Here is a 25067-nt window from a genome sequence, read left to right as displayed (position 1 = left end):
TAGCAAGCACTTAGAAAGGTGTGATCGATGACTTCACCCGTCAGCACCACCCCGCCCGACGTCCGCCCTCTCGACGCACCGCTGCGGCTCACCGTCGGCTGCCTCAAGGGTGGCGTCGGCCGCTCCACGACCTCCGTCGAACTCGCCCTCGCCCTCCAGCGGCGCACCGGTCAGCAGGTCACTCTGATCGACGCGGACAGCACGAACGGCACCACGCTCGACTGGAGCGAGCTCGCCGGCGAGGAGTGGCCGGCGTCCATCACGGTTGTCTACTGGGCGTCGCAGCACCTCGCGAAGCGCGTGAAGGACTACAACCCCACCAGCCACCTCATCATCGACACCGGCCCTCACGATCCGGTGATCCTGCGCCAGGCCCTCGCCGTCACCGACCACCTCATCGTGCCGGTGGGACCGACGCCCGGGGACATCTCGCGCATGCAGTCCACGATCGACGCTGCGGCCGAGGTCGGTGTCATGCGCCCGCACCTGGAGCTGTCGGTGCTCATCACCCGCACACGGGAGAACACGATCAGCCTGCGCACCTCGCGTGAGGGCCTGAAGGCCCAAGGCATGCGTGTATTCGACACGCACGTCCCCTTCAAGGAGCTGTACAGCCAGGCGATGGGCACCGTGCCCCGGGATCTGGGCGTGTACCCGGCCGTGCTCGAGGAGATCATCGCCGGCCCGAGCGCTGACGACGACACCACGCATGACGCAGCGGCCACCGAGCCCGTGGACACGGAGGACGAGAAGTGACGAACGCACGAGGGGCGGACTGGACGAAGCTCGCGTCCCACAAGACGAGCGTCTCGAGGGAGCAGATCGAGGAGGAGGACAGGCAGATCACGGCGATCTCGGGTGCCCCAGAGGCGCTGGAGCAGCCTCGTGTGGTCGCGCCTGAGCGGAAGGCGGTGACGTACCGGTTCCGGTTCGACGTGCTGGCGCTGATCGAGCTCGAGGTGCAGGCGGCGAAGGAGCGCGGAGAGCGGACGTTCAAGGACACCATCGTGATCCAGGCGATCCGGGCGACGTACGGCAGGAAGCACTCCGCTGAGGCGGTGAGCGCGATGGCCGACAAGCTGGCCGCCGAGTTCGCGGCTGAGGAGGAGAAGAAGGCCTCGAAGAGGCGCCCCGCCTCGTAGCGCCCTCCTCACGCAGCATGACGGTGCCCCTGGTCGAGTCGGCCGGGGGCACCGTCATGTCCGGACGCCGTGGGGCGAGCTTGCAGGCGGCATGCCCGGGTGTTGCCAGCGGCCAGCGGCGAGCAAGTCGGCAGCCAGCTGCGAGCAAGCCAGGAGCAAGTCGCCAGCAATATTTCTTGACATCCCCGGTAGGCTTGGTCGGGAGGCTCGCCCGAAGGGTGAAGCGGACCGACCAACCCTTCCAGGGCTCTCCTTCAATACACCCGCCCATGGAAGGCGCCACCAGCAGCCAGCTCAGAGCTTGCTCGCGTGTTGCTGGCAGCAAGGCCACGGCCGTCCTGCCCGATCACTGCCGTTCGATCGCGGCGGAGTCCTGTCTCCGGCCACCGGCGCTCCGGGTGCGTGGATGCGACGACGTCTCACGGGCGCTGCATCAACCAGGCCAGCATCGTGCCCTGGGCCGGCTGCAGTCGGTGGTGGTCACCGACGGCGTCTGACCGTCCGTGCGCGTCAGCGCGACCTTCACGCCCGCGGCGGGCGCGAACGCGGCTGTGATGGGCATGCCACCTGGAGTACCCGCCGGCGTCTACGCCCGGGCAGGGGCCGAGGGGGACACCGTGCGCCGGGATGAAGTTCGGCGAGGGGAGAAGTCACGGCGCATCTGGGCCAGGACGGCGTCGATGGCGTCCTGCTCCTCGCGCAGCTTGGCGCGTACGCGGGCCTCCTCCGCTCGGGCCTCCGCGGCCGCGGCACGGCGTTCGTCTGCCTGCGCCTTCTCACGCGCCCAGCGCGCGTCGCGCTCCTCGAGGATCTCGGCGCCGGGAGACAGGACCTCTGGGCGTCCGTCGACGGAGGATGCCGGCCTGTCCCGGTAGAACGCGATCTGGGCGCGGACCCAGGCATGCCCGTTCAGCCACGCGAGTCCGTCGCGCAGCCGCATCCCCGGGCGGTACCGCAGAACGTCCAAGATCTCGGCGGCGGACATGGTCTCGTTGATGTGGGCAGCCTCGAGGGTGCGATACAGGCCTTCGATCGACCGGCCTTGCGTGAACCGACCCAGTACCCGACCCGTTCGGGCGGCAGCCTCGTCGACGGCATCGAGCTCCGCGGCAAGCCGGCGGAATGCCAATGTGCGTACGGGCGCCGGCTTGGCACCGGGTCGGGGATGACTTCTTCGCTGCATCGGCCGCGTAGCGGCGGTCGAGCGCGCTCCTGCGCGCCTTGGTGAGGTCTTAAGGGGGTGAGATGTAGAAGAAGAAGTGCTGGTGCTAGGTAGGGTGACAATCCGCTTCTGAGCGAGCTCGCGGGACACCGTCAGCGCCCGGACCGAGCCCGCACCGAACTGGTTCCCGTTGTGCAACGCCTTCGCCTCGACGCGCTCCTGCTCGTTGAGGCGCCGGCCCGCCACGAGGACGACCACGAGCCCCAGCGCTTCCAGGATCCGCGAGGACCGCTGCACCGTACGGACGTCACAGCCCACGCGAGCGCTCACGGTGGCGTTGGTGACCGTCACGCAGCGTCCGGTCTCGTAGTCGGCCGCGTCGGCGAGCACCTGGAGGACGCCCTCGAGCTTCGAAGCGGATGCCGTCCGCGATCCGGTGAACGTCGCGCGGATGGCGAGACCCTCCTCGGAGTGGATTCTCGCGACAGCCAGAGCCAGGAACTCAGCCTTGCTCCACCATGCCGGCACGCGGGCGTAGGCACCCTCGGGGACCGGCAGTGACCACGACGTCGACGGCCGCTCAGGAGCCCCAGGAGGGTTCGTCTCCCGGTGCACCTCGGCGCGCTGGAAGTCGTCCCACCGTGCCGCCAACGCGGGCGACCCGTCCGGCGGCAAGCTCACATATTGCTCGGAGCTTGCTGTCGTGTTGCTGGTGGCAACACGCCGTGTTGCGGCCGTGTTGCTGCCTGCAACACGCGGTGTTGCAGGGTCAGGAAGCGAAATCGGGGTGAACTGGGGCGCGGCAGACCCAAAATGGGCATGCGGAACTCCCAGCAGTGGGGTTACGATGTGAACACCTCCTCGGTACTCCGGGGTGGTACGACAAAGCCCCGGCTGACTACCGGTGCTGAGTTGGAAGAGTTCGGAACCTCGTGGCCGCCAAGCAACAGAAGGTTCAGAACCAGAGCTTTAGGCCCCTCGCGCAAGCGGGGGGCCTTCCTCGTTAAGCCGAGTCGATAGGCAACTCCCCATCGTTCGTCGGAACGGGACGTGTCCACCACGTCGGTACGCCGCGATCGTCGATCTCCAGATGAGTGACCATCTCGTCCACGAACTCGGACGCCGACATGTGCAGATGATCTGCCAGCTTCTCGATGCGGTCCTTGGAGGACTGCTCGATCAGCCAACCGGGGCGCGCAGGCTCCGCCATGGAGTCGCGGGGACGGCGGTAGGAGGACATAAGGCCCACTTAACCGTGCATGCACATATAAGTCCAGGCCATCACCTTGGGCGTGTCGGGTCTTCAGGCCACTCACGAGACGCCGGCGTCGGGTAGACGCACCACCAGAGGCTCGGATCCGGGCACGGAAAGCGACCCAGGCTCACCGGTCGCGAAGTCCCGGTAGGAGATCTCGACGTCGCCCTCATCGTCCAGCCCGACCTCGAGAAAGTCGATGAGGCCCCAGCTGTCACTGCCCTCGTCGACGAGCACGAGCGCGCCCTCGTGCTCAAAGGTGCCATCGTCGCCGAGGAGGTCGTCGATGCCGGTTTCCTGGGCGGGGCTGTAGCCGGCGAAGAGCTCGTCCTCATCGGGGATCTCCGGCTCCTCGTTGTCGGTCGTGATCCGCTCCAGCACGGCTACCTTCGAGGAGGACTCGAAGACCCCCGCCATCCTCCGCTTCGGCGCCGCGTCGGCCGCGGACACGGTGGTGATCCGCGCGTCCATGTAGTCGTTGAAGTTGGGGGCGTCCTTGTCGTCCTTGCCGTCGAGATCGACCCAGTCGCCGGTGTCCTCGGGGTCGATGATCCGCATGTTCTCGTGCAGTCGCACCTTCGGCTGGAGCTGCTCGATGATCTGCAGGTCGTTGGGGAAGACCCACACGTCGGGGTTCTCGGGGTCGGTCTGGTAGGGGTCGGGCGTCCAGTAGGCCTGGACTTCGACGGGGACGCCGTCGCGGTTGACGGCCATGCCGCGACCCTTGGCGTTGAGGGGGATGGTGACGCCGGTGGAGAAGGAGTCCCACATCATCTTCGCGGCGTCGGGGGAGAGGCGGCCGAAGCTCATGCGGAAGTTGAAGTTGTCGCGCATGTCACCGGTGAGGAACTCGGCGTCGGGGCGCTGGAGGCCGAGCATCAGGTGCATGCGGGCCTTGCGGGCGAGGCTGACGAAGTCGGAGATCTCGTTCAGCGTGGCCGGGACGGTGCTGGCACCCTTGGGCTTCACGGTGCGGTACCAGGCGGTCACCGCGTTGCGGAACGTCTTGTACTCGTCGATGACGAACAGGACGGGCTCGAAGTCCTCGAGCTTGACCAGGCCGGCTTCGTACTGCTCGAAGCGGCGCTGCATCATCTCGTACATCTCGTGCGCGACTCGGGCTTGGTGGTCGACGCGGCCGGCGAGTAGTTGCACGTTCGGGTGGGAGCGGAGCCCGAGGAGCTCGATGCGCTTGCCGTCGATGCCCCAGACCTTCCAACCGCATGCGGCGAGATACATGACGATGTTCAGCAGGGCGACGGTCTTGCCCTTGCCGGTCTTCCCGGTGACGATCCCGTGGGGGTCGTCCTTCGGCTTCCAGACGATCGTGTTGCCGTCCTCGTCGATCGCCACGGGCACTTCGAGCTCGTCGTAGGTCTTGAGCGGGTCGACCACGTCGGGCGCGATGTTGGGGTTCGGGATGTAGGTCTTCAGCTGCGGTCGGAGCTCGAGGCGAACGGTGTCGTTCTGGAGGTCCCAGAACGCACGCCACCGACCGTGCAACATGGCCGAGATCTGCGTCTCGATCCGTGCTCGCAGGGCTGCGGAGGCCAGGCGGTGGCTGACCTCGAACGTGACCGTGATCTCGCGCAGCTCCCCGCTGTCGGCGAAGCGGGTCTTGCAGGTGCTGTCGGCGCCGAAGATCTTCGACGTCAGGGTCTTCACGCGTTCGATCTGCACGTCCGTGTTCGACTCGGCTGCCGAGTCGAGGCGGGTGAGTACGAGGATGCCTTTCCGGTCGTCCTGACGCGTGGCCCGGTACCTGGTGCCGAAGAGCCTCTTCGCCAGGCGCCGGGCCTCCGCGACGATCTGCGGCGCGCTCTCGTCGGCGAGCGGGTTGAACCGGATCTTGATCCTCTTCGGGGTGCCGATCCACCCGCCTCGCCAGCCCGAGACCGTGAGGTGCTTACGGTCGGGGGCTGGCCAGCCGAGCTGCGGGGACAGCTTGAGGAGGTACATGTCGGCCAGCTCCAGGCGGCGGCGGTGCTGGCAGTTCAGAGCGATGGCGCCGGCAGACGTCAGCAGGGTGCCCGTCACGGCGCCCGTGACGAGGCCGGGGTTGTCGGTCACCATCCCCGCGCCGACCGCGATGGTGCCCACGGCTCCCAGGGTGAGCACGGGCGTGCTCCATCCTGGGATGCGGGGCAGCGGTGAGTAGGAGACCGGGCCGGAGTTCACGAGCGGGTCCGGTCGTCCGTGCGGGCCGCCCGGCGGCGCAGGACGGTCACGGTGAGGAGCACGAACAGCAGCACAGCGCCGGCGACCAGCACGGTGCGTCCCAGATCGAGCCCGGCGCCGACGCCGATCGGGACCACGACGTCGTGGTCGACGAGCACCTGCGCGGTCACGAGGGCCTGCTGCACCTGGGGCAGCAGATGTGCGAGGAGGGGCGGCAGGATGAGGACGGCGGCTCCGCACATGATGATCCAGTCCATGAAGCTGTGGCTACTGCTGCCGTTGCGCATGAGATGTCCTTTCGCTGGTGCTCTCACCTAGAAGGGGTGGTCTGGGAGGGGCCGAGTGGGTCAGATCCGTCACGGGATCTCCGACGTGGGCCGGAACGTCTGGGATGCCCAGGTCACGGGGGAGACGTAGCGGCCGGTGGCGGCCTGGTACTGCCCGCCAGTAGGAGTCCCGGCGACGGTGCCGCCGGAGAACGCGTGAAGGCACCACTGCAGGCCGCTGCCTGGATGGATCGCCGTCGAGGACGCGGAGAGACCGGAGCAGCCGCGCGAGGACACCGTTCCGGTCGACGGGAGGGGATCGCTGCCGGGCCGGACGGCGATGCTGAACCGGGCCAGGTCGCCGGCGCTCAGCGAGCTGGCGGAGGTCGGGGCGCCGTCCGCCGTGGCGATGCTGAGCACCGTGAGGGTGGCAGGCATCGCGTACACCGTGGTGAACCCCGTCGCCGCCGGCACAGCGGCGACCACCGCGGCCGCATCGGATGGTGCGAGCTCGGCGAGCTCCTGCAGGGTGACCCGGGCGTAGACGATGTCGCCGCTTCCCGTGTTGAGCGTCACCGTGGCCGGCAACCCCACGGAGATCTCCGATCCGGCTGCCGTCAAGGCGTCGGGGCCGAGTGCGGCCGGCGCAGCGGGCGCCGGCGCGGTGCCGGATGTCGCCACGGGCACCGGGACAGGTGCCGTCTCCGACGGGGATGACTCCGCGGACGGAGCGTCATGCGCATGCGGACCGAGGAGCCATGCCCCGCCCGCGCCGAGGAGAGCGGCGACGGTGAGAGCCGCGGCGATCAGGAGACGAGGACGTGATCGCATCGTCACCAGCTCCCGGAGCCCAAGGCGTTGACCCGGTAGAACGTGGGCCCTGCACCGCCGATCGTGAAGTCGTAGCTCTTGGCGTGCTCGAGCTTGCGACCCCAGTCCGGAGAGTGGATCAGCCCGCCGTTGCCGTCGTAGATCCCGATGTGGTGACCTACCCACGCCACGAGGTCCCCGGCCTGAGCCTGGGAGGCCGGGATCTGAGTCGCCATCGCCAGCTGCCCGCTCACGACCGTGCTCGGCAGATCGATGCCGAGCACCTGGTGGTAGACGTAGTAGACGAACCCCGTGCAGCACCAGCCGGCGGTCGGGCTTCCGGAGCTCCCGCACGCACCGGAGTAGGGCACCTTCCCGACGAACTGCTCGGCGTACGTGACGAGGTCCTGCCCGGTCTTCCCGTTGGGGGCCTTCCACGACCCGCCGCCGCCGACGGTGTCCGTGGTGCAGCTGACCTTGCCGGCACCGCCGGCGGACATGAGCTCGTCGGCGGCCTTATCCCATCGCGCGTACGCGCTCGGAGTCGCAGACACCTGCACTGCTTGAGCGGCATCGGTCGGGGCCATCTGCTGCCAGTCGGGCACGTCGAGCAGGCCGCGCGGCGAGCCGTTGTTCGGGCCGGCCGGGCCGCCGAAGAACGCCTTGGCGGCGTACTCGGGGTGCATCAGCTCCTCAACGGTTCCCCACCCGGCGCTCGGCCTCTGCTGGAACATGTTCACGGAGTCGTGGTCGTGTCCGGTGTCGTCATGCGGGTACGCCAGCGAAGCCTGCACGGTCGTGTTGGCGAGGTTCCGCAGGGTCGATTCCTGCAGCGCCACCATCAAGGCCACCTTGAGCCCCGCGGGGGGCACGTTCATCGACTGACCGACTGAGATGATCGTCGCCGCATTCTGCAGCTGGCCGGCGGACAGCTCGATGCTGCTGGTCGACGTTCGCGTGGGCACGGTCAGCTTCGTCAAGGCGGTCGACGGTGCCCCTCCGCGTCCGCCACAAGAGGTCACGTGCCCGCCTCCGCCGGCCGCTCCGCTGACCATCTCCATCGTCAGCATCAGAAGGCTCCCGAAGAGCGCGCAGGGCACCACGAGTGCCGTAGCGACGATAGAGAGCAGCCATCCCCGCTTCATGGCGTCAGCTCCCGCATGGCCGCGCGCTTGAGGGAGTCGCGCAGAGGATCGACCCGGGCATTCCGGGGTGGCCGAACGACTGTCGCTCGGTAGGTCCGTGCCGTGGGCGAGGCGGCGGGAGCGACACGGCCTGTCCCGTCGGGACCGACGACGATCTGCCGACCGAACGGGATGGTGGCGTGAGGCGCCGCCTGGCTCAACTCGCGGGGAAGGTCACGGTCCCGCGAGGGGCGTTGTGCGCCCTGTTCGGGTACGACCAGGTGCCGCTGGAGCACCTGGGTCCCAGCCATGTGCGCGAGCTTCACCGCGACGGACGAGGAACCTCCGGAGGCGGCGCTCAGAGCGAGCTGAGCGGCGGTACCTACGCCCCCGAGCGCCGCGCTGACGGCACCGCCGCCGCTGTGGCCATTCGGCGCCGGAACCGGACTCGCCGTGAAGTGACCAGCGTCCCGCGGCTCAGGGCCTGCGACACCAGGCATCTGCGTGCGCCGCGCAAACCACATGCCCCACTGGGAGGTCTCCGGCGCCGGTGCTTGGGGCCTCGGGATGAAACGCTCGGCCGCGCGGAGGGCCTCCTTCGCCAGAGGCCGGTTGCGCGGCGCGGACGCACGGCCGAAACCGAGACGAGCGAGCCTCTTGGCGAGCGAATCTCCCGCCTTGTGCACCCGGTGCCTGATGTAGACCAGCATGATCAGCAGCGCCGTGACGACCGTGCTGATCAGGGACGTCTGGCCGAGGATGTTCATCCCGGCTGCGCTCGCACTCGTGAGCATGCTGACCAGGATCTTGAGGTAGGCGGCGAGCAGGATCACGGAGGCACCGACGAACATGGCCGCGAGGTACATGCCGAACAGCGACTTCCACAGCGCCTCCCGAGCCACACCGGGCGCCACGGCGGCGTACACCGCCCCGGTCAGCTTGAGCGCCTGGTAGAGGGCGTAGATCACCGTCCCGAACAGGATCAAGGCGAAGCCGACGCCCAGCGTCATGAGGATGGTGGATCCACTCGCGATCGTGAGCACGGTGAAGATCTGTCCAAAGTTGGGGTTGGTCACGTACTTCCCGGCACCGCTGTCACACGATCCGACCGCGTCACGGACGCTCGTCGACGACGAGTCGATCGGATTCGCGGCCGTCATCTGCGTGGTGAAGACGTCGTCGCAGGGGCCCGTGAGCTCCTTCCCGAACGCGATGACCTGCGCAGGTCGGCGCACGAAGACGTCGACAAGCTGGCTGGTGATCGTGCTGGAGAGGACCTTCGCCGCGTCGTCGGGGGTCGGGTCGGCGGTCGAGATCTTCCCGTCGTCGGAGGCCACGCTGGCGGCGAGGTTCCCTCCCCACGACCGAGACCAGTGGAGTACCCCGGTGTCGCCGGTGAGGGTTCCCACGGGGTTGGCGAGGATGCCGACAGCCATCACCGCGCAGATGATCGAGATCAGGAACTCGAATCCGCCGGCGGCGTAGCGGCCGGACATGAAGACCATGCCGGCGACGAACGCGGTGAGCACGAGCGCGAACGGGATCCAACCGATGCCGCTCATGAACTGCTGCAGCGTCGTGGAGATCCCGCTGATGGGCGTCGCCAGCCAGCCGACCCAGGAGAACTCCAGCAGCCACTGGAAGAGCCAGAGCACCCAGGCGATGGTGCCCACGATGGGCGTCCAGATGAAGTCGATGATGTTCGACAGGAAGGACTTCTGCATCGTCCAGGCGTCCCCTCGGTCCAGGGGCAAGATCGCGTAGTGGGTGAGGCTCACACCGTGCGAATCCGACACGGCATTCGGCGGCAGCCACGGCAGGGTCACGTCCCCGTCGCCGTCCGCGTAGGCGGAGGGGGTGCCCAGGTAGGCCATGACCAGCCAGCCGGCGATGAGGGCGAAGACCACGCTGCGCCGGGGGTGAGTGAGCACCCACCGCTGCAGGAGCCGGACGCGGTAGCGAGCGGTGCGGTACGCCGTGGCGAGGTGAGCGGCGATCACGACGCGACCTTCTCTCGATCGCCGCGCATGCCCGGGGTCGAGAGCGTCGCCTTCCGGCGCTCCGGCCGCAGCGACACGGTCTTGCGGATCTTGCCCATCCGGCCCTGTGCGTCGCGCATCAGGCCTTCGCCGCGGCGCTCCGCGGGGACCGTGTTGTCGGGCCCGAGGGGGGAGAGGTCCTCGGTGACCGTCTTGACCAGCTCCTCGTCGGTGCCGAAGTCCTTGTGGAACCACTCGAGGTTCGTGATGGCGAGGTCGGTGTCGGTCTGCCTCATCAAGATGCGGTTCTTGATCAGTCCTCGACTGATTTCGTCGCCGAAGTCGCGTGCATCCTGGCTGGCCACCAGGACGGGCGCCATGTGCTTCCGGCCATCGCGATAGAAGGTCAGAAGCTCCTGAGCTCCTTCGATGGAGGCGGTGACGTGGAAGCACTCGTCGACGACGAACAGGGTGAGGACGTCCTTGTTCCCGAAGCAGATCTCGCGAGCGATGCTGATCAGTAGCGCGTACATGGCGCGCCCGAAGAGCTTGGGGAGTCCCATCTCGCGGAAGAGGTCGGGATTGGTGAGCTCGTGTGCTTCCGGGAGCGCAACGCCGTGGGTGAGGAACACGATCCCCCGGGAAGTGAGATCCAGGGGCTTGAGATCTCCGTCGAACAGGACCGCGCCGTACTGTTTGTTCGCGTAGAGACCCATCAGACCGGCGAGTCTCTTGGCCTCAGCGTTCGTCGTGGCCAGGCCTCGGACGTGCTCGAGCAGCGCGCCGGCGTCGGTGAGCTGGTGCTTGACGGCGTACTCCGGCGCCAGGAGCTCGGAGAGCAGCACACCGCCGTCAGAGCGGGCGGGCACGCCCAGCAGCGCGGAGAGCAGCGTCTGCATGTGCGATGCGCCCACGACAGGGCCGAAGACCCGTAGCGGGTCCAGCGAGAACTCCGGCTCCGTCAGATCGACGATCGAGGTGTGCTCGGGATCCAGCGACCGAGCGAAGGTGCCGTACTCGCAGGAAGCGGTCCTATCGATGGCGACGAAGATGCCGCCCCGATCGTGCACGGCGCCGATGGTGTCCTTGAGGACGATGGTCTTGCCGGCGCCAGGCTCAGCTGCCACACCCATCGAGCCGGAAACGTCTCCCTGGATCTGGCCCTCGAGGTTCAGGAACACCGGCCGGGCGGTGCCGGACGTGGTGTTCTCGGCGAACAGCAACCCCTTGTCGTCACCGAGGTCCGACGACGTGATCGGCACCAGGGTGGAGAAGTCGTGACCGGTGGTGATCTCGGTGAACTCCTTCACCTGCCGCTCCGTGGGCACCCCGGGCCACATCGCCCACCACAGGGCTTCCTGGGCGCCTAGCGGCACCTCGAGAGGGAAGTCCAAGTTCTTGAAGTCCTTCCGGAGGAACTCCGCCTTGTCGCGTGCTTCCTCCGGAGTGGCGCCGCCGACCGCGATGATGAGCGTGCCCTGGACCTCCACCTCCTTCTCGCTACTGCCCAGCGCGGAGTGGTAGCTCTGCAGGGTCATCGCCGCCTCGTCGAGCTCCCCGCCCCACCGGTGATCGCGGCCGTGCCCTCTTGCTGCTCCAGCTGGTCAGAGAGGTTGGCCTCGGTCCGCTTGTTGCGGTGCCTCGCGGCGAGTGCGGGTGAAGTGCGAAGACGCCACGCCCAGTCCGCGTCGACGCCGAGCTGGTCGATACGGTTCATCCACTTGGCGTCCTCGTCCCACCCGCCCTTCGGCGATCCGCTCAGCGCGAGCATGACCTGGTACGAGGTGATGTCGTCGCGCAGGTTCGTGACCTTGAGGAAGCGGCGGTTCAGCGGGTCGAAGCGTGCGCCTTTGTTGGCCCGGTCGGACTGACCGGCCTCATCGAGAAGCGGGTGAGGGAAGACGCTGCTCGGGCGGACGGGGGACGACGCCTGCCGGCGGAAGCGGGTGGCCACACCGCGGGCAGGCGAGCCCGTAGGCATCGGAGCCGCAAGGTCGATCTGCAGCCCGCGGTTCTGCGCATGCGCCGCGATCCAGACCTGCTCCGCGACTGTGGCCCGGTGCGCCTTGAACGCGTCGGGCAGCTGCTCTTCGATCTTCCCGGCCGCCTGCAGCGCGTCCGTGATCTCGTGCGCCGACGGAGGTCGCAGCGGCAACGCGAGCATCTCCCGCGCAGAGGTGTCGGCCTGTCGGGCGGCGACGCGGAGCTCGTTCTTCAAGCCCCCGGTGCGTAGCGGGACGGCGAGCCAGAACTCCCGGCGGCCAAGTGCACGCTCGGCCAGGCTGTCGAGCGTCAGCATCGCCTCCTCTGCCCATCCACGGTGCTCGAGGATGTTCACCCCGTCGAGCATCTGGTTCACGAGCGTGACGGGGTCCATATCCGCGGTCAGCCCCAGCAGCAGCGACTCACCATGGAAGGACTGGATGAGGGCGCGGTGCGCATGCACCGACTCCTTGGTCTTCTCGGATGTGCCGAAGCCCTTGGGCAAGCCCTGCAGTCGCCACGTGGCCCATACGGTGCCGTGCCGCGTCCACATCAGGTGTTCGGTCATCGCGATGGCGGGAACGCGCATCATGAGTTTTCCTTTCGTCGGGCCTGATCCAGCAGGCGCTCGAGCCCGGTCCCGTACGACGAACGAGGGACGAGCGGAATGACGTTGTCGGGAAGCCCCTCGGTCGCCTCCGATGAAGGCGAAGGAGCGTCCGCCGGGTCGGCCGCGGCTACGAGGACGGGCGCTGCCGAATGCACGACGGAACTAGGGCCAGACTCCGCAGCGGGCTCGTGCGCCTCTACAGACGACTCGATGTCATCTGCGGGGTGTTCGAGCAGCCCGTCGCCGAGCAACACGGCCCCTCCCGCCACATGAGGCGGCGCCAACCGGAAAATGCGGCCCCGGTACGTGCCGTGGCCTGGTGCGGTCAGCGCGGTCATGGAGTCCATGAGCAGATTCGGGAGCTTCCGCTTCGTGGACGGGATCCGGCCCGATAACCAGGTCGCGGCGGCAGTGACCAACACGAGTGTGAAGAGCTGTGCCAAGGGGATCTGCGAGCCACCCCACAGCCAGCGCGTGTTCCACCCGATGACGAAAACCAGGCTGCCGACGACGAGCTGCACGATGCGGTACGGACCCCCCGGAATGCGACCACCATTCGGCCACTTCCCGAGCAAGATCGGAATACGCCGCGCGCTCGTGTAGAACCTTGCTACTCGCGAAGCGTTCTGCAGATCAGACACAGCGACTCAGACCAACGACGCAGGCGGTTCAGGCGTCACGAGAACAATGCTCGCCGTAGTGTTGACCTGCCCCGAAACCTGCTTCTGAAACCAGTCGGCTCCACCGTTGACCGCCCACAGGAATACACCAACGACGAGAACGCCGCTCAGCACGGCTGCCATACCCAGACCTTTGTCGTAAGCGATCTTCGCGAGAAAGATGATGCCAGCGACGCCTGCGGCCTTGAGGAGGAGCTGCTGAAACTGCGTGAGCTGGTCCGACGCGGTGGCCATGATTCCGGCAGCGAGAACCTGGGGGTCAGCGGCGTTGGCGAGAACGGACGGGTCGGTGACGGTGAGAAGAAGTGCGGACATGACTACTTTCCTTCCGAGCTGCTAGCACCGGTTGGTGCAGGGGTGGGGGTGGCATTGGGCGTGGTAGAGACCTTCGGCGCCGCCTCGATGGCGGAGACTTCCCATCGGTTCGCGCGCGCGGTCAGCGTCAGTGCGTATGTGGCGGTCAGGGTCTGGCTGACTGCGTTCTGAGTCGTGATCGTGGCGAGAACTGCGGCGGTGGAGCCGTCCTGCGGCTTGGCCACGGGCTTGGCGTCCGCAGTGATGGAGACGGGCGTGAGAGCTGTGTACGGCGCCGGCGTGATCGCGCTGATACCCGCATTAGGAGACGTATAAGGCTCGACGGCTCCTTGTCCCGTGAGATAGGAGGTGAGGAACGACATCACGCTGCCTCCAAGCGGATCCGCCGTCGAAACCGACGCTGGGTAGTCCGTTGGCGGCGCATTGGTCGTCGAACCCGGCCCAGCGACCGGCGCGGGAAGAGTGAGGGCGGCGAGCGTGCTCCCGGAAGTGCTCACAGCGACCTGGAAATACCGCCGCGGCCAGGATGGTGCCTTCTTGGAATCGGACAGTTGCTCGTCCTTCACGTCGGCGGCGACCACGACCGTCATGAGATCCCCGGCGGTGGACGGCGTGAGAGATGCGACGGCGATGTTGCGGTACTCGAACGGTGTCGTCGACAGGCTCAGCGTCGAGCCGGCGAAGTAGTTGCTCAGCGAGGCGCTGTCGTCACGGGTTGAGCTCAGCCATGCGCCGACGTAGCCGACGGCGTACCCGCCGGCAGACTGCTGCGTTGTGCTCAACGCCGCTTCGGCCTGCGCCGGAGCGCTCTGTACCGGTGCGCTGGACGTGAACATCTGCGCACCGAGAGCGACCGGCCCACACACGACAGCGATCCCGACCAGCGCAGAGACCCCCCGGGCACCCAGAGCTGATCCGTTGGTCCACTTCGCGGACGACGGCGTCGGCGCCTTCGGCGTGGCGCCGAGCGCGGGCGCGGGCGGAGGCGTGGGCTGCCCGGACGGTGCCGAGTTCTTCTTCAGGAGCTTCATCGGTCACTCCACCTCCGGGGCCCCACGGAGGGCACGGGCGCGCTGAGTGGCGGCGCGGTAGGTGTCGGACTTGAACCAGCCGAGGACCCTGCTGCGGGTCGTCGGGCTGAACGGGTCCTCGTGGAGGTCGAGGGCGATCTCCTCGGCTTGGTCCTTCGCGGCGAGGACGGTCGCGTGGCTCTGCAGCTCGACGAGGAGCTCGTCGGTGATCTCCGGTGCGCGGGTGGCGGGTCGGTCGGTGGCCATCGGGTCTCTCCCTTCACGGGTCGGACCGATTTGGCCCGTCACCTATGAGGGGTGCGATCTGCGAGGGGGAGTGGGTCAAAAAACTTCGACGGATCTGCAGAACCCCCAGCACACGCGTGCGACCCGCATGTTTGCGGGCCCGTCAGCGCGCCAAGCGGACGAAGACACGCGTCCGATGTCGCGGGGCCAAGGCGGTACACGCGGGGGTACACGCCTCGTGAGGACCGTCGGGGGAGACCACTGACCGTCTCTCCAGGAGCGCCGCATGACTGCCACCGCCAGCCCCATCACGCCGCTGATCACGAAGCTGAACATCGAGTGGGACACCGATCTCGCCGGGCGGATGAGCGTCTACGGGGCGCTCGGCGCGCAGCGCGGCGACGTCCTGCTCGAGAGGATCCGGACTGCCACCGGCGCCGAACAGGACGAGCTGCTGCACGCTCTGCTCTGCCTGGCGCGCGAGGGACATCGAGGCGCTGAGCGAATCCTGGTGCAGGCCCTCGTGCCGGCGGCCCGACGGATGGCGCACCGCGTCCGAGCCCTCGATGAACTCGACCGCACGGACCGCGTGGGCTTCGCTCTCGGAGCTGCGTGGGAGAGCATCCGCACGTACAAGCTCCACCTCAGCCGACGTGTCATGGCGAACCTGACCATGGGAATGCTGAGCATCCTCGCGCCGGCGGCGACCGCCAACGACCGCGTGATCGCCAGCCACACGCACCCGGTGTCCGACGAGATCCTCGAGCATGTCGCCGGCGCGTGGGAGGACCCGGGCGAGAGCCCCGACGCACAGCTGGCCAACCTGTTCACGTGGGCCGTGGACACCAACGTCATCACCTCCAGCGAGGTGGCTCTGCTGAGCCGCGCGTCCCTGGGAGACGAGTCCCACATGACGATCGCTGCCGACCTGAAGATCACCGTCGACGGACTGCGCACGCGCCTGAAGCGCATTCGCAAGCGCCTGTCGATTGCGGCAGAGGCTTCGTACATCTAGCCGCCGATCGGCTCACTCGCTAATGAGAAGCACGTGGGGCGCGAACTAGAAGGTCAGGCCGCGCCAATATTTCAAGCAAGCTCAGCCACGCCAGATCCGCAATACGGGGCGACAGATCTCCGGTATGTGCCGAAAGTAAAGCGCGAGTGCGTGGCGTCGGTGCCTTATCCATTCCATGCTGGCTGTTCCGCAACACCGTCAGCCACTCCCGTGCGGCGGTGGCGAGTGGCACCAAGCTCTCGCCGCCATGCTTATCTGGCAGTAGAATCTCGTTCCCACGAATCCGTGAGACCATGAAGAAGCCGTTTTGGACGTCCTGCAAAGCCGCCACCGCGGCGTGAGCGCGAGGCAATAAGACAGCCTGGATGTCGAATGGAAGACGCGTCTCTAAGTCCGCAAGTACGGCCTGCATCTTTGACAGCGTGGTCGCTCGATCGCGGGTCAGCGTCTTGTTCAGTCCGCCAAGTGAATCGAGTGTGTGAAAAAGCGCAAGACGACGGGCGTGACCATCTCGAGAGCTGCCTATGACCTGAACCGAACGGCAAAGCTGCTCAAACGCGAGCATGCGCTCCACTGCGGATGGAGCATGGTACTGACCATCTAAAACATAATTTGCAGGTTGGGTAAGGTGAGAGAACACGATGTCGAGCTGCTTCGTCCACCAGCGCAAGGCCGCCGGATATGCGGTTGGGGGAATAGCATCCAGCCCCATGAACGCCTTTACGCCAGCAGGCCGCTCGGAAAGGGCCAGGAGGTCAAGGTCGAGGATAGGCTTCGCGCTAATGGCGATCCCGAATATAAACACGATCACCCCGCCGGGGCGTGGGGCGGTAGTGGCCCATATGTGAGGGCTGAGGCTAGTAACCAATGGTTCTAGATACGCGGAGAGGCCTACATTCACATCTTCCATGAGACGAATCGACGACGAGAAGTCGACTTCTTTGGCGTCAGGTTCGGGGGCGTGGTCTCCGGTGTGCAGCATGGCACGCGCGACGCCGTACCGTCGGCTCAGGCGATCAGTCGATTCGACTAAGAAGAGTGCTGCATGGTGAAAGTTGGAGGCACGCAAGCCTTCGGTCGCACTCGTAATCACCATGGGAAGATCACTCGCGGCCTCTGCTCCACTGACGAGTACGCGGAATATGGCCAGGGCGTGCGCAACTTCCTTTGGGTAGCGTTCACTGATCCCCTTCTGCAGCTGTCGGGCTAGTTCCCACGATCCACGATTCTGGGTGATATCGTCGTGATACCTCAGTCGTTCGGCGACTCGGTCGTACCCACGCGGGTCGGAAAGATCCGCAGCCAAACCAAGCCTAGATGTGCGCACTAAGTTGGGCTTCGTGCCGTTGACGCTTTCTATAGTTCGGCCCATATAGGCGTCACCGGTGCGCGTCAAGTCCCAGGCAACAAAGGTGCTCATGTCATCAGGTACGCCACCAAAAAACCAGGGCGCAACGTGAATCGATACCGGATCGGCGCGCAATTGAGACAAATCGGTTGGCGAGTCAGGAAAGCGAGGCAGCACGTTCTGTCGGTCCATGTGGCAAGTGTGGCACTTCGTCAAGCAAAGTGGGCTCGCGTGGCCGTCCCGCCTAAGCGACGTTTCATCGAAATACTCGGCCTGCGTCGAAGGCGAAGATACGGTGGCGTTGACGCAGAGGGCCGCAGGTGGCGGGGCTGGGGTCATGGCGCGACGCATGGGGGATGATGGATCCATGACGGTTGGAGACGAATCGGCGAATGCGCCGTACCTCGCATCGTCAGCACGCGCTCTTGGCTACTCCGAGACGCGTGCGCGGATCCTCCAGATCGCCTTCCGGGATGGCCCCTGTACTGCGACGACCTTGATGAGTGAACTCGGACTCACCCGGGCGGGTGTCGAGGCGCACATCAGGCCGCTCGTCGCTGCGGGCTTCCTGATCCCGGAGCAAGATCCCGACGTCGCCGGCCGCGGTGGTGGTGGGGGCAACCGGCTGCAGTGGCGAGCCGATGCGACCGCCTTCGACGGGGCTGTGGACGAATACCGACGCACCATTCGCGGTCCGCTCTAGCCTGGCATCTTTCCAGGAACACGGCGCTTGTGGAAAAAACCACAAGCAGCCTAGACTGCCGTCGATGCAGCTCCCGGGGGAGCCGTCGACGGGAGGCACAGAACTCGTGGGGGCAAATTTGACCCACTTCACTCGTCGGAGGCCACCCCTTGTAGGTAGGACCCACGAGAGGACAACTTGGTGACTGTCACAGACGCCGTTCCCGCCACGAGCGCCACCGCCACCCGCGCACCGAGCTCAGCCGCGCGGGCGGACTCCATCACCCCTGTGCGCGTGAAGCGACCGTGGACATGGAAGGCGGGTGCCATCGCGCTTATCGTCGCTGGCGCACTTGGCGGGGTCTTCATCTACTCCTCCAACTCGAACAGCCAGCAGGTGTTCGTCAGCAGCCGCGACATTGCTCGAGGGCAGATCATCAGCCAGACCGATCTCGGCACCCTCGACATCTCGCAGGGCCAGAACACCCAGGGGATCCCGGTCGCGGATGCCGCGGACGTCATCGGGCAGACCGCCACCGTCGACCTCCCCGCCGGCAGCCTCGTCACGTCGTCCTCCGTGGCGCCGGCCCTCAGCGTCCCCGACGGCAAGGCGCTCGTTGGGCTGACCCTCAAGCGCACCCAGCTCCCCGCACAGGCGCTCGTCGCCGACGACCATGTCGCGATCGTTCCCGTCGCCGCCGATGCGGCTGCTGCTGCTACAGGAGCGGTCACCAGCGGGTCTTCTGCCGTCGCGGGAGACGTCTCGGCCACCGCGCGTGATGAAGCCGCCGACACCATTACCGTCGACGTCTACGTGCCCGCGACGGCCGCAGCGGACCTCACCAGCCGGGCAGCTGCCGGGGCCGTGGCGATCTACCTCACTCCCGAAGGGAAGTGATCGTGACCGTCATCGCCTTCACCTCCTTCGCCGGCTCGCCCGGCGTCACCACTGCCACGTTCGCGGCTGCCGTCTACTGGCCACGCCCGGTCATCGTGTTCGAGGCCGAGACCCACAACGTCACCTCCGCCATGGCTGGGTTCTTCCGCTCCAACCTCCGCCCCGAAGTCGGTGGCCTCGACAAGGTCGCCGTCGCCTTCTCCCGCGGCCTCCTGACCTGGCAGGACCTCATCTACCCCGCATGCGGTCTCGCCATCGCCGTCCATGAGCTCCCCGAGATCCCGCAGACCCCCATCCCCGCCATCCCCGCCCAGCACCGCATGTGGGTCGTCCCCGGGTTCTTCCAGCTGGGCATCGTCGACGGAGTTCAGGGTCTCTGGGCCAGATTCCCGAGCCTCTTCCGATCGCTGAGCGAGGCCGGCTTCGACGTCCTCATCGACCTCGGCCGCATCGACCCCGAGGACATCCGCCTCCCAATCCTCGACGGCGCCGACCAGGTGCTCACGATCGCCTCGAGCACGATGGTCGACCTCAACCGCATGTACCGGCGCCTCCAGCTCCCCGATCTCGCAGATCGCCTCGACGGCGTCGGACGCGCCGAGAAGTACCGCCTCCTCCTCACGGACGCACCAGCCGAGCCCATCCCGGCCTCCTCCTTCGACAAGAACGTCATGCCCGTCCTTGCCGTCCTCCCCTTCGACCCCGACGGCGCAGCCGTATTCTCGCTCGGCCGACCTGACCCTAAGCCGCAGCGCAACTCCTACCGCCAGGCGATCCGTCGCGCGGTCACCGCGATCGACGAGCACAGCACCAGCGACCTCGACCGGAAGGCAGTGTGATGACCGACGAGACCGCACCCGAGATCGACATGAGCCAGCGCCCGTTCCTCGCCGACCTCACCAGTCCAGCCAACATCCCTGTCACTCATCGCCCTGCCCCGACCGGCCAGGCGCACCTCTTCGCCGCCTCCACCAGGCAGCCCACGCTCCACCTCGTCGATTCCGCGGCTCCTGAGGCCGAGGCTCCGTTGTCGGCCGACGAACCTCTCAAGCGGCCCCGCACCCCCGAGGCGCGGATGCGTCTCGAGGCGGTCGCCGGTCCCGGAGCCAACGCCATCGACTGGCGCCAGGTCGACCGGTTCGTCAAGGCCTTGGACATCGACACGGCATCCAGCCGCAGCCGCCAGGACTTCGACGTCGCCACAGCGTCCGCAACCCCTGAGACTCCCTACGAGGAGAGCGTCCTCGCGCAAATCGAGAAGCGCGTGAAGGAGCACGTCCGCCAGGTCGGCATGAACAGCGGCCCGGAGAAGGAGTGGTCCGATGCCTTGAGTGCTCAGTACGTCCAGGCCGTCTTCGACTCGGTCTTCCGATACGGCCGGCTCCAGCAGTACCTCCGCGAGGAGGACGTCGAGGACATCTCCATCGTCGGCCACGACAACGTCATGGTCACCAAGACCAACGGCCGCAAGGAGCGACGCCCCGCCTGCGCCGACAACGTCGACGACCTTGAGCGGATCATCTACGACATCGCCAGCTGGCGCGGCCGCGCGTTCAGCCGACCCTACGGTCGCGTCGACCTCGACATCGGCGGCGCCCGCTTCGCCGGCGTCGGACGCCCCAACAACTCCGTCCCCAACATCACCATCCGCAAGCACAACCACGTCGACATCGACCTCGACAACCTCGTCGAGCTCGGCACCATCACGCCCAAGATGAGACAGCTCCTGGACGCGCTCGTGCGCGCCAACCTCTCCGCCCTCGTCTCCGGCTGGGCCGGCACCGGCAAGACCACATTCCTCCGCGGCTGGATGTCCGCCGTGCCCCGCGACGACAAGATCGTCACCATCGAGACGGAACGCGAGCTCTACCTCGGAAAGCTCGCCCACCGCCACGCCCAAGTCCAGGACTTCGAGTGCGTCCCCTACGCCCTCGCCGGCACCGACATGGAGGCCCGCTTCACCCTTGAAGACGCCTTCCTCGCCGCCCTCCGGTCCTCCGCCAAGCGCATCCTGTTCGGCGAGATCCGCGGCCCCGAAGGACCCATCGCCATCCGCGCGATGAAGGCCGGCATGGGCTCCATCTCCACCATCCACGCCCGCAACGCCGCTGACGCACTTGACCGGTTCGTCGACATCCTCATGGAGGAACAGCGCCTCAGCGACGATGCATCACCCATGCGCCAGGTGCTCCGCAGCATCAACATCGTCGTGCACCTCGACACCATCACCACCGCGGACGGCACCAGCCGCCGCATCGTGTCCGAGATCGCCGAAGTCATCGCCCAGCCGAACAAGCAGATCCCCATGGCCGCGCGTCTGGTCGCCTGGAACTACGACAAGCAGCAGTACGACATGCCGGAGAAGCCCAGCACCGACCTTGCCGCGACCCTCCGTCGAGCCGGTCTCGACGACGAGTTCTTCTACACCGGAGCGAACTGATGGCACTCCTCGCAGCACTCGCTGGGGCTGCAACCGTGGGCGGCATCCTCGTGCTGATCCGTGCCTTCCAGCCCGCGCCCCCGCCGCGGCCCCGCTCTCAGCGCCGAGCCACCCGACCCCTGTGGTCCAAGGTGAGCACGAGGACGAAGGCGAGCCTGCTTCTGGGAGTTGTGGTCGGCCTCATCAGCGCAAGCCTCTCCGGGATCATCGTTCTCGTCCTCATCGCGCCCGTCGCGTTCGTCGGGCTCCCCCTACTGCTCAGCAAGCAGGACACCACCGAGCGGGACCTGCTGTCCGCTCTCGAGGCGTGGACCCGGAGCCTCGCCGCAACAGCAGACACCGGCACCTTCACGCTGCGTGAGGTCATCGACCTCAGCCGCACCGCTGCACCACCAATCCTCCGCGTCACGGTCGACCGGCTGAACAACCGCATGTCAGGGTCCTGGTCCAACACCGACGCGCTGCGCGCCTTCGCCGACGAACTCGACAGCGCGTGGGCAGACGAGGTCGTCATCTACCTGATCCAGGCGGCCGAGTTCAACGCCGGCGGCCTGTCGACGGCCCTCGAGGGGCTCGCCGACAACCTCGCCACCCAGGTCAAGCAGCGCCGCCTCATCTACAACGAGCGCGACAAGCCACGCCGCACCCTCGTGCAGATGACCGGCATCGTCGGGTTCGTGCTCGCCTGCATCGTCGTATTCTCCGGCTCACCACAGCTCGCGTCCTTCTCCACGCCTCTCGGGCAGAGCATCCTCGTCGTCATCATCGGTATGTTCGCGCTGATACTGGTGTGGGCGAAGTCCCAGAGCAAGACCCTCCCGGACGCCCGCATCATCCAGACCATCTCGGATGGAGCGCGCACATGAGCCCCGCGCTGATCGCGCTCCTCCCCGGCGCACTCATCGGCCTTGGACTGGCCGTGCTCGTCCTCCAGCTCGCCCCCCGCGTCATGCTCGCTGACGACGCGCTCACCCGGCTCGGCGACCTCACCGCCGCGCCCACCGTCACCACTTCAACCCGCGCCGACCGCGCCGGGACCTGGATCAGCCGACGCATGCCCAACGTCCGCGGCTTCGCTGCCCCAACGAAGGAACTCGACCTCCTCGAGATCCCGGTCAGCACCTTCTACGCGCGAAAGCTGCAGCTGGCAGCCATCGGATTCATCGGGCCCCTCTTCCTCCCCATCGTCTTCCAGCTCGCTCTCGGATTCTTCTTCCCGCTACCGCTCCTCCTCAGCCCGGCCCTCGCGCTGGTGATGTGGCTGTCGCCCGACGCAACCGTCCGCACGAAGGCTCGACAAGCGCGACGTGAGTTCACCCGCTTCGTCACCGTCTACCTCGAGCTGGTCGCCGTCACCCTCCTCGGTACAACCACCCCTGACAGCGCCTTGAGCAAGGCGGCGAGCCTCTCCGACACCTGGGCCTTCCGCCGGATCCGACGCGAGTACCAGATCGCCGACCTCACACGCGTCTCGAAGTGGGACGCACTTGACCGGCTCGGCGAGCAGCTCGAGGTCCCCGCCCTGACGGACATGGCACGGATGATGCGACTTGGCGAAGCCCGGGTCGGTCTCCGCGACCAGCTTCGCGCGGCCTGCGACAAGCTCCGTGCCAAGGTCGCCGCAGACGACCTCGACGCCGCAGCCCGGGCCACCAGCGCCATGACCTACCCCGTACTCGCGACGCTCATACCGGTCCTCGCCCTTGTCCTCGTCCCCCTCGTCCTCCAACTGACCACGATCTGAGAACCGAAAGGCACCACCATGAGCAAGCTCAACGACCTCGTCCTCACCCGGATCGTCCGCATCGACACCGGACTCCGCACACGCCTGGAGGACCTCCGCTCGAACCCCGAGTCCGGCCTCGATGACGTGCCTACCAAGGCGATCTTCATCATCGGCGGGGTAGCCCTCGGGCTCACCATCATCGGCCTCGTCACCGCCTGGGTCACCGGTTACCTCGGCAAGCTGCCCGGCTAAGGCCGCCACCATGACCATCATCAAGAGGCTCGGCTCGCCCCGACATGCGCTGGCACGACTCCGCGAAGACGACGGCTATGCCGGCGATGCGATCGTGCTCCCGGGCATCGTGCTGATGGTGTTCTTCGGCGTGCAAATCGCACTCTGGTTCCAAGGCACGAACATCGCCCAGAGCGCCGCCACCGCGGCCTACAGCACCGCGCGCGCCTACCAGGCTGACAGCGACAGCGGACGCGCGGCGGGCGAGCAGGTTCTCACCCAGGCCGGGGGATACCTCACCTCGCCCAACGTGAGCGTCGAACGTGCCCCGACCACCGTCACCGTGACCGTCACGGGCCGCGCTCTCTCGCTCATCCCAGGTGTCACCCTCCCGGAAGTGTCCCGCACGGTCACAGGACCCATCGAACGATGGGTCCCCGCGTCATGAACGCACTACGGCGAGCGCTGCGGGACGAGCGCGGTGAGGTCGAGGAGGTGCCTGCGGTGGCGATCGTGCTCGTGGGCGTGATTCTGCCGTTGATCGGGGTGATTATGTTCATGGGCCGGTATGGGACGGCGGATAACACCGTCGCGAGCGCTGCGGCTGCGGCTGCGCGCGATGCGTCGCTCTCCCGCACTGCCGTGGAGGCGGTTCCTCATGCGAAGGCGGCGGCGGTGCGTGCGCTCGAGGGCAACGTCTCGTGCGCGAGCCTGGATCTCTCGATCGGGGGGAACGGGCTCAGCACGCGGCTGGGGGAGACCGGGACGGTGACCGCGACCGTCCGGTGCACGATCAACACGTCGGATCTGGTGTTCCCGCTGATCCCCGGATCCATGACCATCACGCAGACGGCCACGAGTCCCGTGGACCCCTACCGAGAGCGGTGACGCGATGAAGTTCATCCCCTTGATGACGATCCTGGCCGTCGCCCTCATGATCATCGCGGGCGTCGTCGTAGATGGGGACGGGAAGACGCGGACCGTGGAGCAGTCCCTGACCGTTGCTCAGGGAGCTGCCCGTGCCGGTACGAACGCGGCGACCGGCAACGCGGTGAACGGTGACGCGTTCACGCTGAGCTCGGCGGCCGCGGTCCGGGCCGCGGACAACTACATCGCAGCTGCGGGCGCGACGGGCGACGCGCACATCGAGAACAACCAGGTCGTCGTCACCGTGGAAATGAAGTACGTGCCCAAGATCCTGAGCTTGATCGGGATCGGGCCCATGCCCGTTCACGCTTCCGCATCCGCTCGACTCGTCGACGGCAACTGAACCAGAAGGACGCAGACATGATCATCACTCGCAAGCACGCACCGCTCGTCGCGGTGGCGCTCACCGCCGTCGTCCTCCTCACCGGATGCACGTCGGGGGGCGGCGGGAGTCCCGCGACTAGTGCGGTCGCGGAGCCCTCACCCGCTCCGTCCCCGACGCCGACCGCGTACCAGCCTCTGAGCGGCCCCGGCCAGACGGATCCGCCGGCGAGTAGCGAGGATGCTTACGTCGCCGCGGACCGCACGGTCAAGGACTTCGTGGCCGTGCAGTACGAGATCCAGGCCGACGCCGGAGCTGACCCGAACCGGATCGATCCGTTCGCGACTGGAACAGTGCTGATGCAGGTCAAGAGCGTGGCGGCGCAGCTGGCGGAGAAGAAGGGCACGGTCACGGGTGCACCGATATGGACGTCTGATGCTTCGACGACGACGTTCGGCGAGCTAACACCCGCAGGAGGCGCGCCCATTGCGAACGGCGTCGTCTACCTGAAGGGCTGCCTTGACATCTCGAACCAATCCGCTTCGAATGCGGATGGCTCGCCTGCGCCCGTTTCCGACCAGAAGGTCGCTCCCGTCCAGGCCAACGTGCGATACATCCCGGCCGAAAAGTCGTGGAAGGTCTACGAGACCTCGAACATCAGCGGCCAGGCAGGAGCGCCACAGTGCTAGGTCGCGTGCTTCGAGCTATGGCGGGCCTTG

The 25067-nt window shown here is 67.1% G+C and carries 28 protein-coding genes; 14 read left to right on the top strand and 14 right to left on the bottom strand.

The features are described 5' to 3' along the window. The first annotated feature begins 27 nt into the window (after nucleotides 1-27). The gene (locus tag CMS_RS16010; protein ID WP_012300407.1) at nucleotides 28-756 is read left to right on the top strand and encodes a ParA family protein; all 729 of its coding nucleotides are present in this window, start codon (nucleotides 28-30) and stop codon (nucleotides 754-756) included. Then, nucleotides 753-1142, top strand: coding sequence for a hypothetical protein (locus CMS_RS16005; RefSeq protein WP_012300406.1), 390 nt, complete (start codon nucleotides 753-755; stop codon nucleotides 1140-1142). The genes CMS_RS16010 and CMS_RS16005 overlap by 4 nt, the downstream gene beginning before the upstream one ends. Nucleotides 1143-1728: 586 nt before the next feature. On the opposite strand, the gene CMS_RS16000 is transcribed toward CMS_RS16005, so the two are convergent. The 13 genes from CMS_RS16000 to CMS_RS15945 all read right to left on the bottom strand — a co-directional run bounded on the left by CMS_RS16000 (nucleotide 1729) and on the right by CMS_RS15945 (nucleotide 14781). Further along, nucleotides 1729-2832: a hypothetical protein gene (locus tag CMS_RS16000; protein WP_158309464.1), complete on the bottom strand. Its 1104-nt coding sequence runs from the start codon at nucleotides 2830-2832 to the stop codon at nucleotides 1729-1731. A 475-nt stretch (nucleotides 2833-3307) separates the two neighbouring features. Then, nucleotides 3308-3514 carry a hypothetical protein gene (locus CMS_RS15995; RefSeq protein WP_041465178.1) on the bottom strand — a complete coding sequence of 69 codons (207 nt, stop codon included), beginning with the start codon at nucleotides 3512-3514 and terminating at the stop codon, nucleotides 3308-3310. 102 nt (nucleotides 3515-3616) lie between these two features. Then, nucleotides 3617-5677, bottom strand: coding sequence for an FtsK/SpoIIIE domain-containing protein (locus CMS_RS15990; RefSeq protein ID WP_041465155.1), 2061 nt, complete (start codon nucleotides 5675-5677; stop codon nucleotides 3617-3619). 56 nt (nucleotides 5678-5733) lie between these two features. Continuing rightward, a complete protein-coding gene (locus CMS_RS15985; RefSeq protein WP_106408725.1) occupies nucleotides 5734-5994 on the bottom strand; it encodes a hypothetical protein in 261 nt (86 codons plus the stop codon). Nucleotides 5995-6093: 99 nt separating this feature from the next. Further along, nucleotides 6094-6597, bottom strand: coding sequence for a hypothetical protein (locus CMS_RS15980; RefSeq protein ID WP_133064134.1), 504 nt, complete (start codon nucleotides 6595-6597; stop codon nucleotides 6094-6096). A gap of 239 nt (nucleotides 6598-6836) precedes the next feature. Next, nucleotides 6837-7793, bottom strand: coding sequence for a C40 family peptidase (locus CMS_RS16360; protein WP_133064133.1), 957 nt, complete (start codon nucleotides 7791-7793; stop codon nucleotides 6837-6839). 161 nt (nucleotides 7794-7954) lie between these two features. Then, on the bottom strand, nucleotides 7955-9937 hold the full coding sequence (locus CMS_RS15970; RefSeq protein ID WP_012300399.1) for a hypothetical protein: 1983 nt from the start codon (nucleotides 9935-9937) through the stop codon (nucleotides 7955-7957). After that, nucleotides 9934-11454, bottom strand: a complete 1521-nt coding sequence (locus CMS_RS15965) for an ATP-binding protein (RefSeq protein ID WP_012300398.1) — start codon at nucleotides 11452-11454, stop codon at nucleotides 9934-9936. The genes CMS_RS15970 and CMS_RS15965 overlap by 4 nt, the downstream gene beginning before the upstream one ends. Next, nucleotides 11451-12491 (bottom strand): hypothetical protein, encoded by a 1041-nt coding sequence (locus tag CMS_RS16355; RefSeq protein WP_049792026.1) that lies wholly within the window; start codon nucleotides 12489-12491, stop codon nucleotides 11451-11453. The genes CMS_RS15965 and CMS_RS16355 overlap by 4 nt, the downstream gene beginning before the upstream one ends. Then, nucleotides 12488-13030 (bottom strand): hypothetical protein, encoded by a 543-nt coding sequence (locus CMS_RS15960; RefSeq protein ID WP_041465153.1) that lies wholly within the window; start codon nucleotides 13028-13030, stop codon nucleotides 12488-12490. The genes CMS_RS16355 and CMS_RS15960 overlap by 4 nt, the downstream gene beginning before the upstream one ends. A gap of 126 nt (nucleotides 13031-13156) precedes the next feature. After that, nucleotides 13157-13504 (bottom strand): hypothetical protein, encoded by a 348-nt coding sequence (locus CMS_RS15955; protein ID WP_012300395.1) that lies wholly within the window; start codon nucleotides 13502-13504, stop codon nucleotides 13157-13159. 2 nt (nucleotides 13505-13506) lie between these two features. After that, nucleotides 13507-14535, bottom strand: a complete 1029-nt coding sequence (locus CMS_RS15950; protein ID WP_012300394.1) for a conjugal transfer protein — start codon at nucleotides 14533-14535, stop codon at nucleotides 13507-13509. A gap of 3 nt (nucleotides 14536-14538) precedes the next feature. Beyond that, nucleotides 14539-14781 carry a hypothetical protein gene (locus tag CMS_RS15945; protein WP_012300393.1) on the bottom strand — a complete coding sequence of 81 codons (243 nt, stop codon included), beginning with the start codon at nucleotides 14779-14781 and terminating at the stop codon, nucleotides 14539-14541. 265 nt (nucleotides 14782-15046) lie between these two features. On the opposite strand from CMS_RS15945, the gene CMS_RS15940 reads away from it, so the two are divergent. Continuing rightward, nucleotides 15047-15775 (top strand): hypothetical protein, encoded by a 729-nt coding sequence (locus tag CMS_RS15940; protein ID WP_012300392.1) that lies wholly within the window; start codon nucleotides 15047-15049, stop codon nucleotides 15773-15775. Between the two features lie 19 nt (nucleotides 15776-15794). On the opposite strand, the gene CMS_RS16970 is transcribed toward CMS_RS15940, so the two are convergent. Continuing rightward, a complete protein-coding gene (locus CMS_RS16970; protein WP_133064132.1) occupies nucleotides 15795-17315 on the bottom strand; it encodes a hypothetical protein in 1521 nt (506 codons plus the stop codon). Between the two features lie 175 nt (nucleotides 17316-17490). Here CMS_RS16970 and CMS_RS15935 point away from each other — a divergent pair, with 175 nt between their 5' ends. The 11 genes from CMS_RS15935 to CMS_RS17425 all read left to right on the top strand — a co-directional run bounded on the left by CMS_RS15935 (nucleotide 17491) and on the right by CMS_RS17425 (nucleotide 25037). Then, nucleotides 17491-17826 (top strand): winged helix-turn-helix domain-containing protein, encoded by a 336-nt coding sequence (locus CMS_RS15935; RefSeq protein WP_012300390.1) that lies wholly within the window; start codon nucleotides 17491-17493, stop codon nucleotides 17824-17826. A gap of 180 nt (nucleotides 17827-18006) precedes the next feature. Continuing rightward, on the top strand, nucleotides 18007-18702 hold the full coding sequence (locus CMS_RS15930) for an SAF domain-containing protein (protein WP_012300389.1): 696 nt from the start codon (nucleotides 18007-18009) through the stop codon (nucleotides 18700-18702). 2 nt (nucleotides 18703-18704) lie between these two features. Further along, nucleotides 18705-19541 carry a hypothetical protein gene (locus tag CMS_RS15925; RefSeq protein ID WP_012300388.1) on the top strand — a complete coding sequence of 279 codons (837 nt, stop codon included), beginning with the start codon at nucleotides 18705-18707 and terminating at the stop codon, nucleotides 19539-19541. Then, entirely contained in the window at nucleotides 19541-21142 is a 1602-nt protein-coding gene (locus CMS_RS15920; RefSeq protein ID WP_012300387.1) for a type II/IV secretion system ATPase subunit, read from the top strand. The genes CMS_RS15925 and CMS_RS15920 overlap by 1 nt, the downstream gene beginning before the upstream one ends. 131 nt (nucleotides 21143-21273) lie before the next feature. Then, nucleotides 21274-22008: a type II secretion system F family protein gene (locus CMS_RS15915; RefSeq protein WP_223842812.1), complete on the top strand. Its 735-nt coding sequence runs from the start codon at nucleotides 21274-21276 to the stop codon at nucleotides 22006-22008. Nucleotides 22009-22091: 83 nt separating this feature from the next. Beyond that, nucleotides 22092-22886: a hypothetical protein gene (locus tag CMS_RS15910; protein WP_223842811.1), complete on the top strand. Its 795-nt coding sequence runs from the start codon at nucleotides 22092-22094 to the stop codon at nucleotides 22884-22886. A gap of 18 nt (nucleotides 22887-22904) precedes the next feature. After that, the gene (locus CMS_RS15905; RefSeq protein ID WP_012300384.1) at nucleotides 22905-23120 is read left to right on the top strand and encodes a hypothetical protein; all 216 of its coding nucleotides are present in this window, start codon (nucleotides 22905-22907) and stop codon (nucleotides 23118-23120) included. Nucleotides 23121-23130: 10 nt separating this feature from the next. Further along, complete coding sequence (locus CMS_RS15900) at nucleotides 23131-23547, top strand: hypothetical protein (RefSeq protein WP_012300383.1); 417 nt, start codon at nucleotides 23131-23133, stop codon at nucleotides 23545-23547. Then, nucleotides 23544-23987: a hypothetical protein gene (locus tag CMS_RS15895; protein WP_012300382.1), complete on the top strand. Its 444-nt coding sequence runs from the start codon at nucleotides 23544-23546 to the stop codon at nucleotides 23985-23987. The genes CMS_RS15900 and CMS_RS15895 overlap by 4 nt, the downstream gene beginning before the upstream one ends. A 46-nt stretch (nucleotides 23988-24033) precedes the next feature. Then, complete coding sequence (locus CMS_RS15890; RefSeq protein ID WP_158309463.1) at nucleotides 24034-24369, top strand: hypothetical protein; 336 nt, start codon at nucleotides 24034-24036, stop codon at nucleotides 24367-24369. A gap of 17 nt (nucleotides 24370-24386) precedes the next feature. After that, nucleotides 24387-25037, top strand: a complete 651-nt coding sequence (locus CMS_RS17425) for a hypothetical protein (protein ID WP_012300380.1) — start codon at nucleotides 24387-24389, stop codon at nucleotides 25035-25037. Nucleotides 25038-25067 lie beyond the last annotated feature (30 nt).

Source organism: Clavibacter sepedonicus (genome assembly GCF_000069225.1).
In the GTDB taxonomy this organism is placed as follows: Bacteria; Actinomycetota; Actinomycetes; order Actinomycetales; family Microbacteriaceae; genus Clavibacter; species Clavibacter sepedonicus.
This window is presented reverse-complemented; position numbering and strand designations above follow the sequence as displayed.

Excerpts from the sequence above, each read along its gene's own strand:
- CMS_RS16010 (WP_012300407.1), top strand. The coding sequence starts at position 28 with ATGACTTCACCCGTCAGCACCACCCCGCCCGACGTCCGCCCTCTCGAC.
- CMS_RS15995 (WP_041465178.1), bottom strand. The coding sequence starts at position 3,514 with ATGGCGGAGCCTGCGCGCCCCGGTTGGCTGATCGAGCAGTCCTCCAAG.
- CMS_RS15985 (WP_106408725.1), bottom strand. The coding sequence starts at position 5,994 with ATGGACTGGATCATCATGTGCGGAGCCGCCGTCCTCATCCTGCCGCCC.
- CMS_RS15965 (WP_012300398.1), bottom strand. The coding sequence starts at position 11,454 with ATGACCCTGCAGAGCTACCACTCCGCGCTGGGCAGTAGCGAGAAGGAG.
- CMS_RS16355 (WP_049792026.1), bottom strand. The coding sequence starts at position 12,491 with ATGATGCGCGTTCCCGCCATCGCGATGACCGAACACCTGATGTGGACG.
- CMS_RS15955 (WP_012300395.1), bottom strand. The coding sequence starts at position 13,504 with ATGTCCGCACTTCTTCTCACCGTCACCGACCCGTCCGTTCTCGCCAAC.
- CMS_RS15950 (WP_012300394.1), bottom strand. The coding sequence starts at position 14,535 with ATGAAGCTCCTGAAGAAGAACTCGGCACCGTCCGGGCAGCCCACGCCT.
- CMS_RS15945 (WP_012300393.1), bottom strand. The coding sequence starts at position 14,781 with ATGGCCACCGACCGACCCGCCACCCGCGCACCGGAGATCACCGACGAG.
- CMS_RS15940 (WP_012300392.1), top strand. The coding sequence starts at position 15,047 with ATGACTGCCACCGCCAGCCCCATCACGCCGCTGATCACGAAGCTGAAC.
- CMS_RS16970 (WP_133064132.1), bottom strand. The coding sequence starts at position 17,315 with ATGGACCGACAGAACGTGCTGCCTCGCTTTCCTGACTCGCCAACCGAT.
- CMS_RS15935 (WP_012300390.1), top strand. The coding sequence starts at position 17,491 with ATGACGGTTGGAGACGAATCGGCGAATGCGCCGTACCTCGCATCGTCA.
- CMS_RS15920 (WP_012300387.1), top strand. The coding sequence starts at position 19,541 with ATGACCGACGAGACCGCACCCGAGATCGACATGAGCCAGCGCCCGTTC.
- CMS_RS15910 (WP_223842811.1), top strand. The coding sequence starts at position 22,092 with ATGCTCGCTGACGACGCGCTCACCCGGCTCGGCGACCTCACCGCCGCG.
- CMS_RS15905 (WP_012300384.1), top strand. The coding sequence starts at position 22,905 with ATGAGCAAGCTCAACGACCTCGTCCTCACCCGGATCGTCCGCATCGAC.
- CMS_RS15900 (WP_012300383.1), top strand. The coding sequence starts at position 23,131 with ATGACCATCATCAAGAGGCTCGGCTCGCCCCGACATGCGCTGGCACGA.
- CMS_RS15895 (WP_012300382.1), top strand. The coding sequence starts at position 23,544 with ATGAACGCACTACGGCGAGCGCTGCGGGACGAGCGCGGTGAGGTCGAG.
- CMS_RS15890 (WP_158309463.1), top strand. The coding sequence starts at position 24,034 with ATGATCATCGCGGGCGTCGTCGTAGATGGGGACGGGAAGACGCGGACC.
- CMS_RS17425 (WP_012300380.1), top strand. The coding sequence starts at position 24,387 with ATGATCATCACTCGCAAGCACGCACCGCTCGTCGCGGTGGCGCTCACC.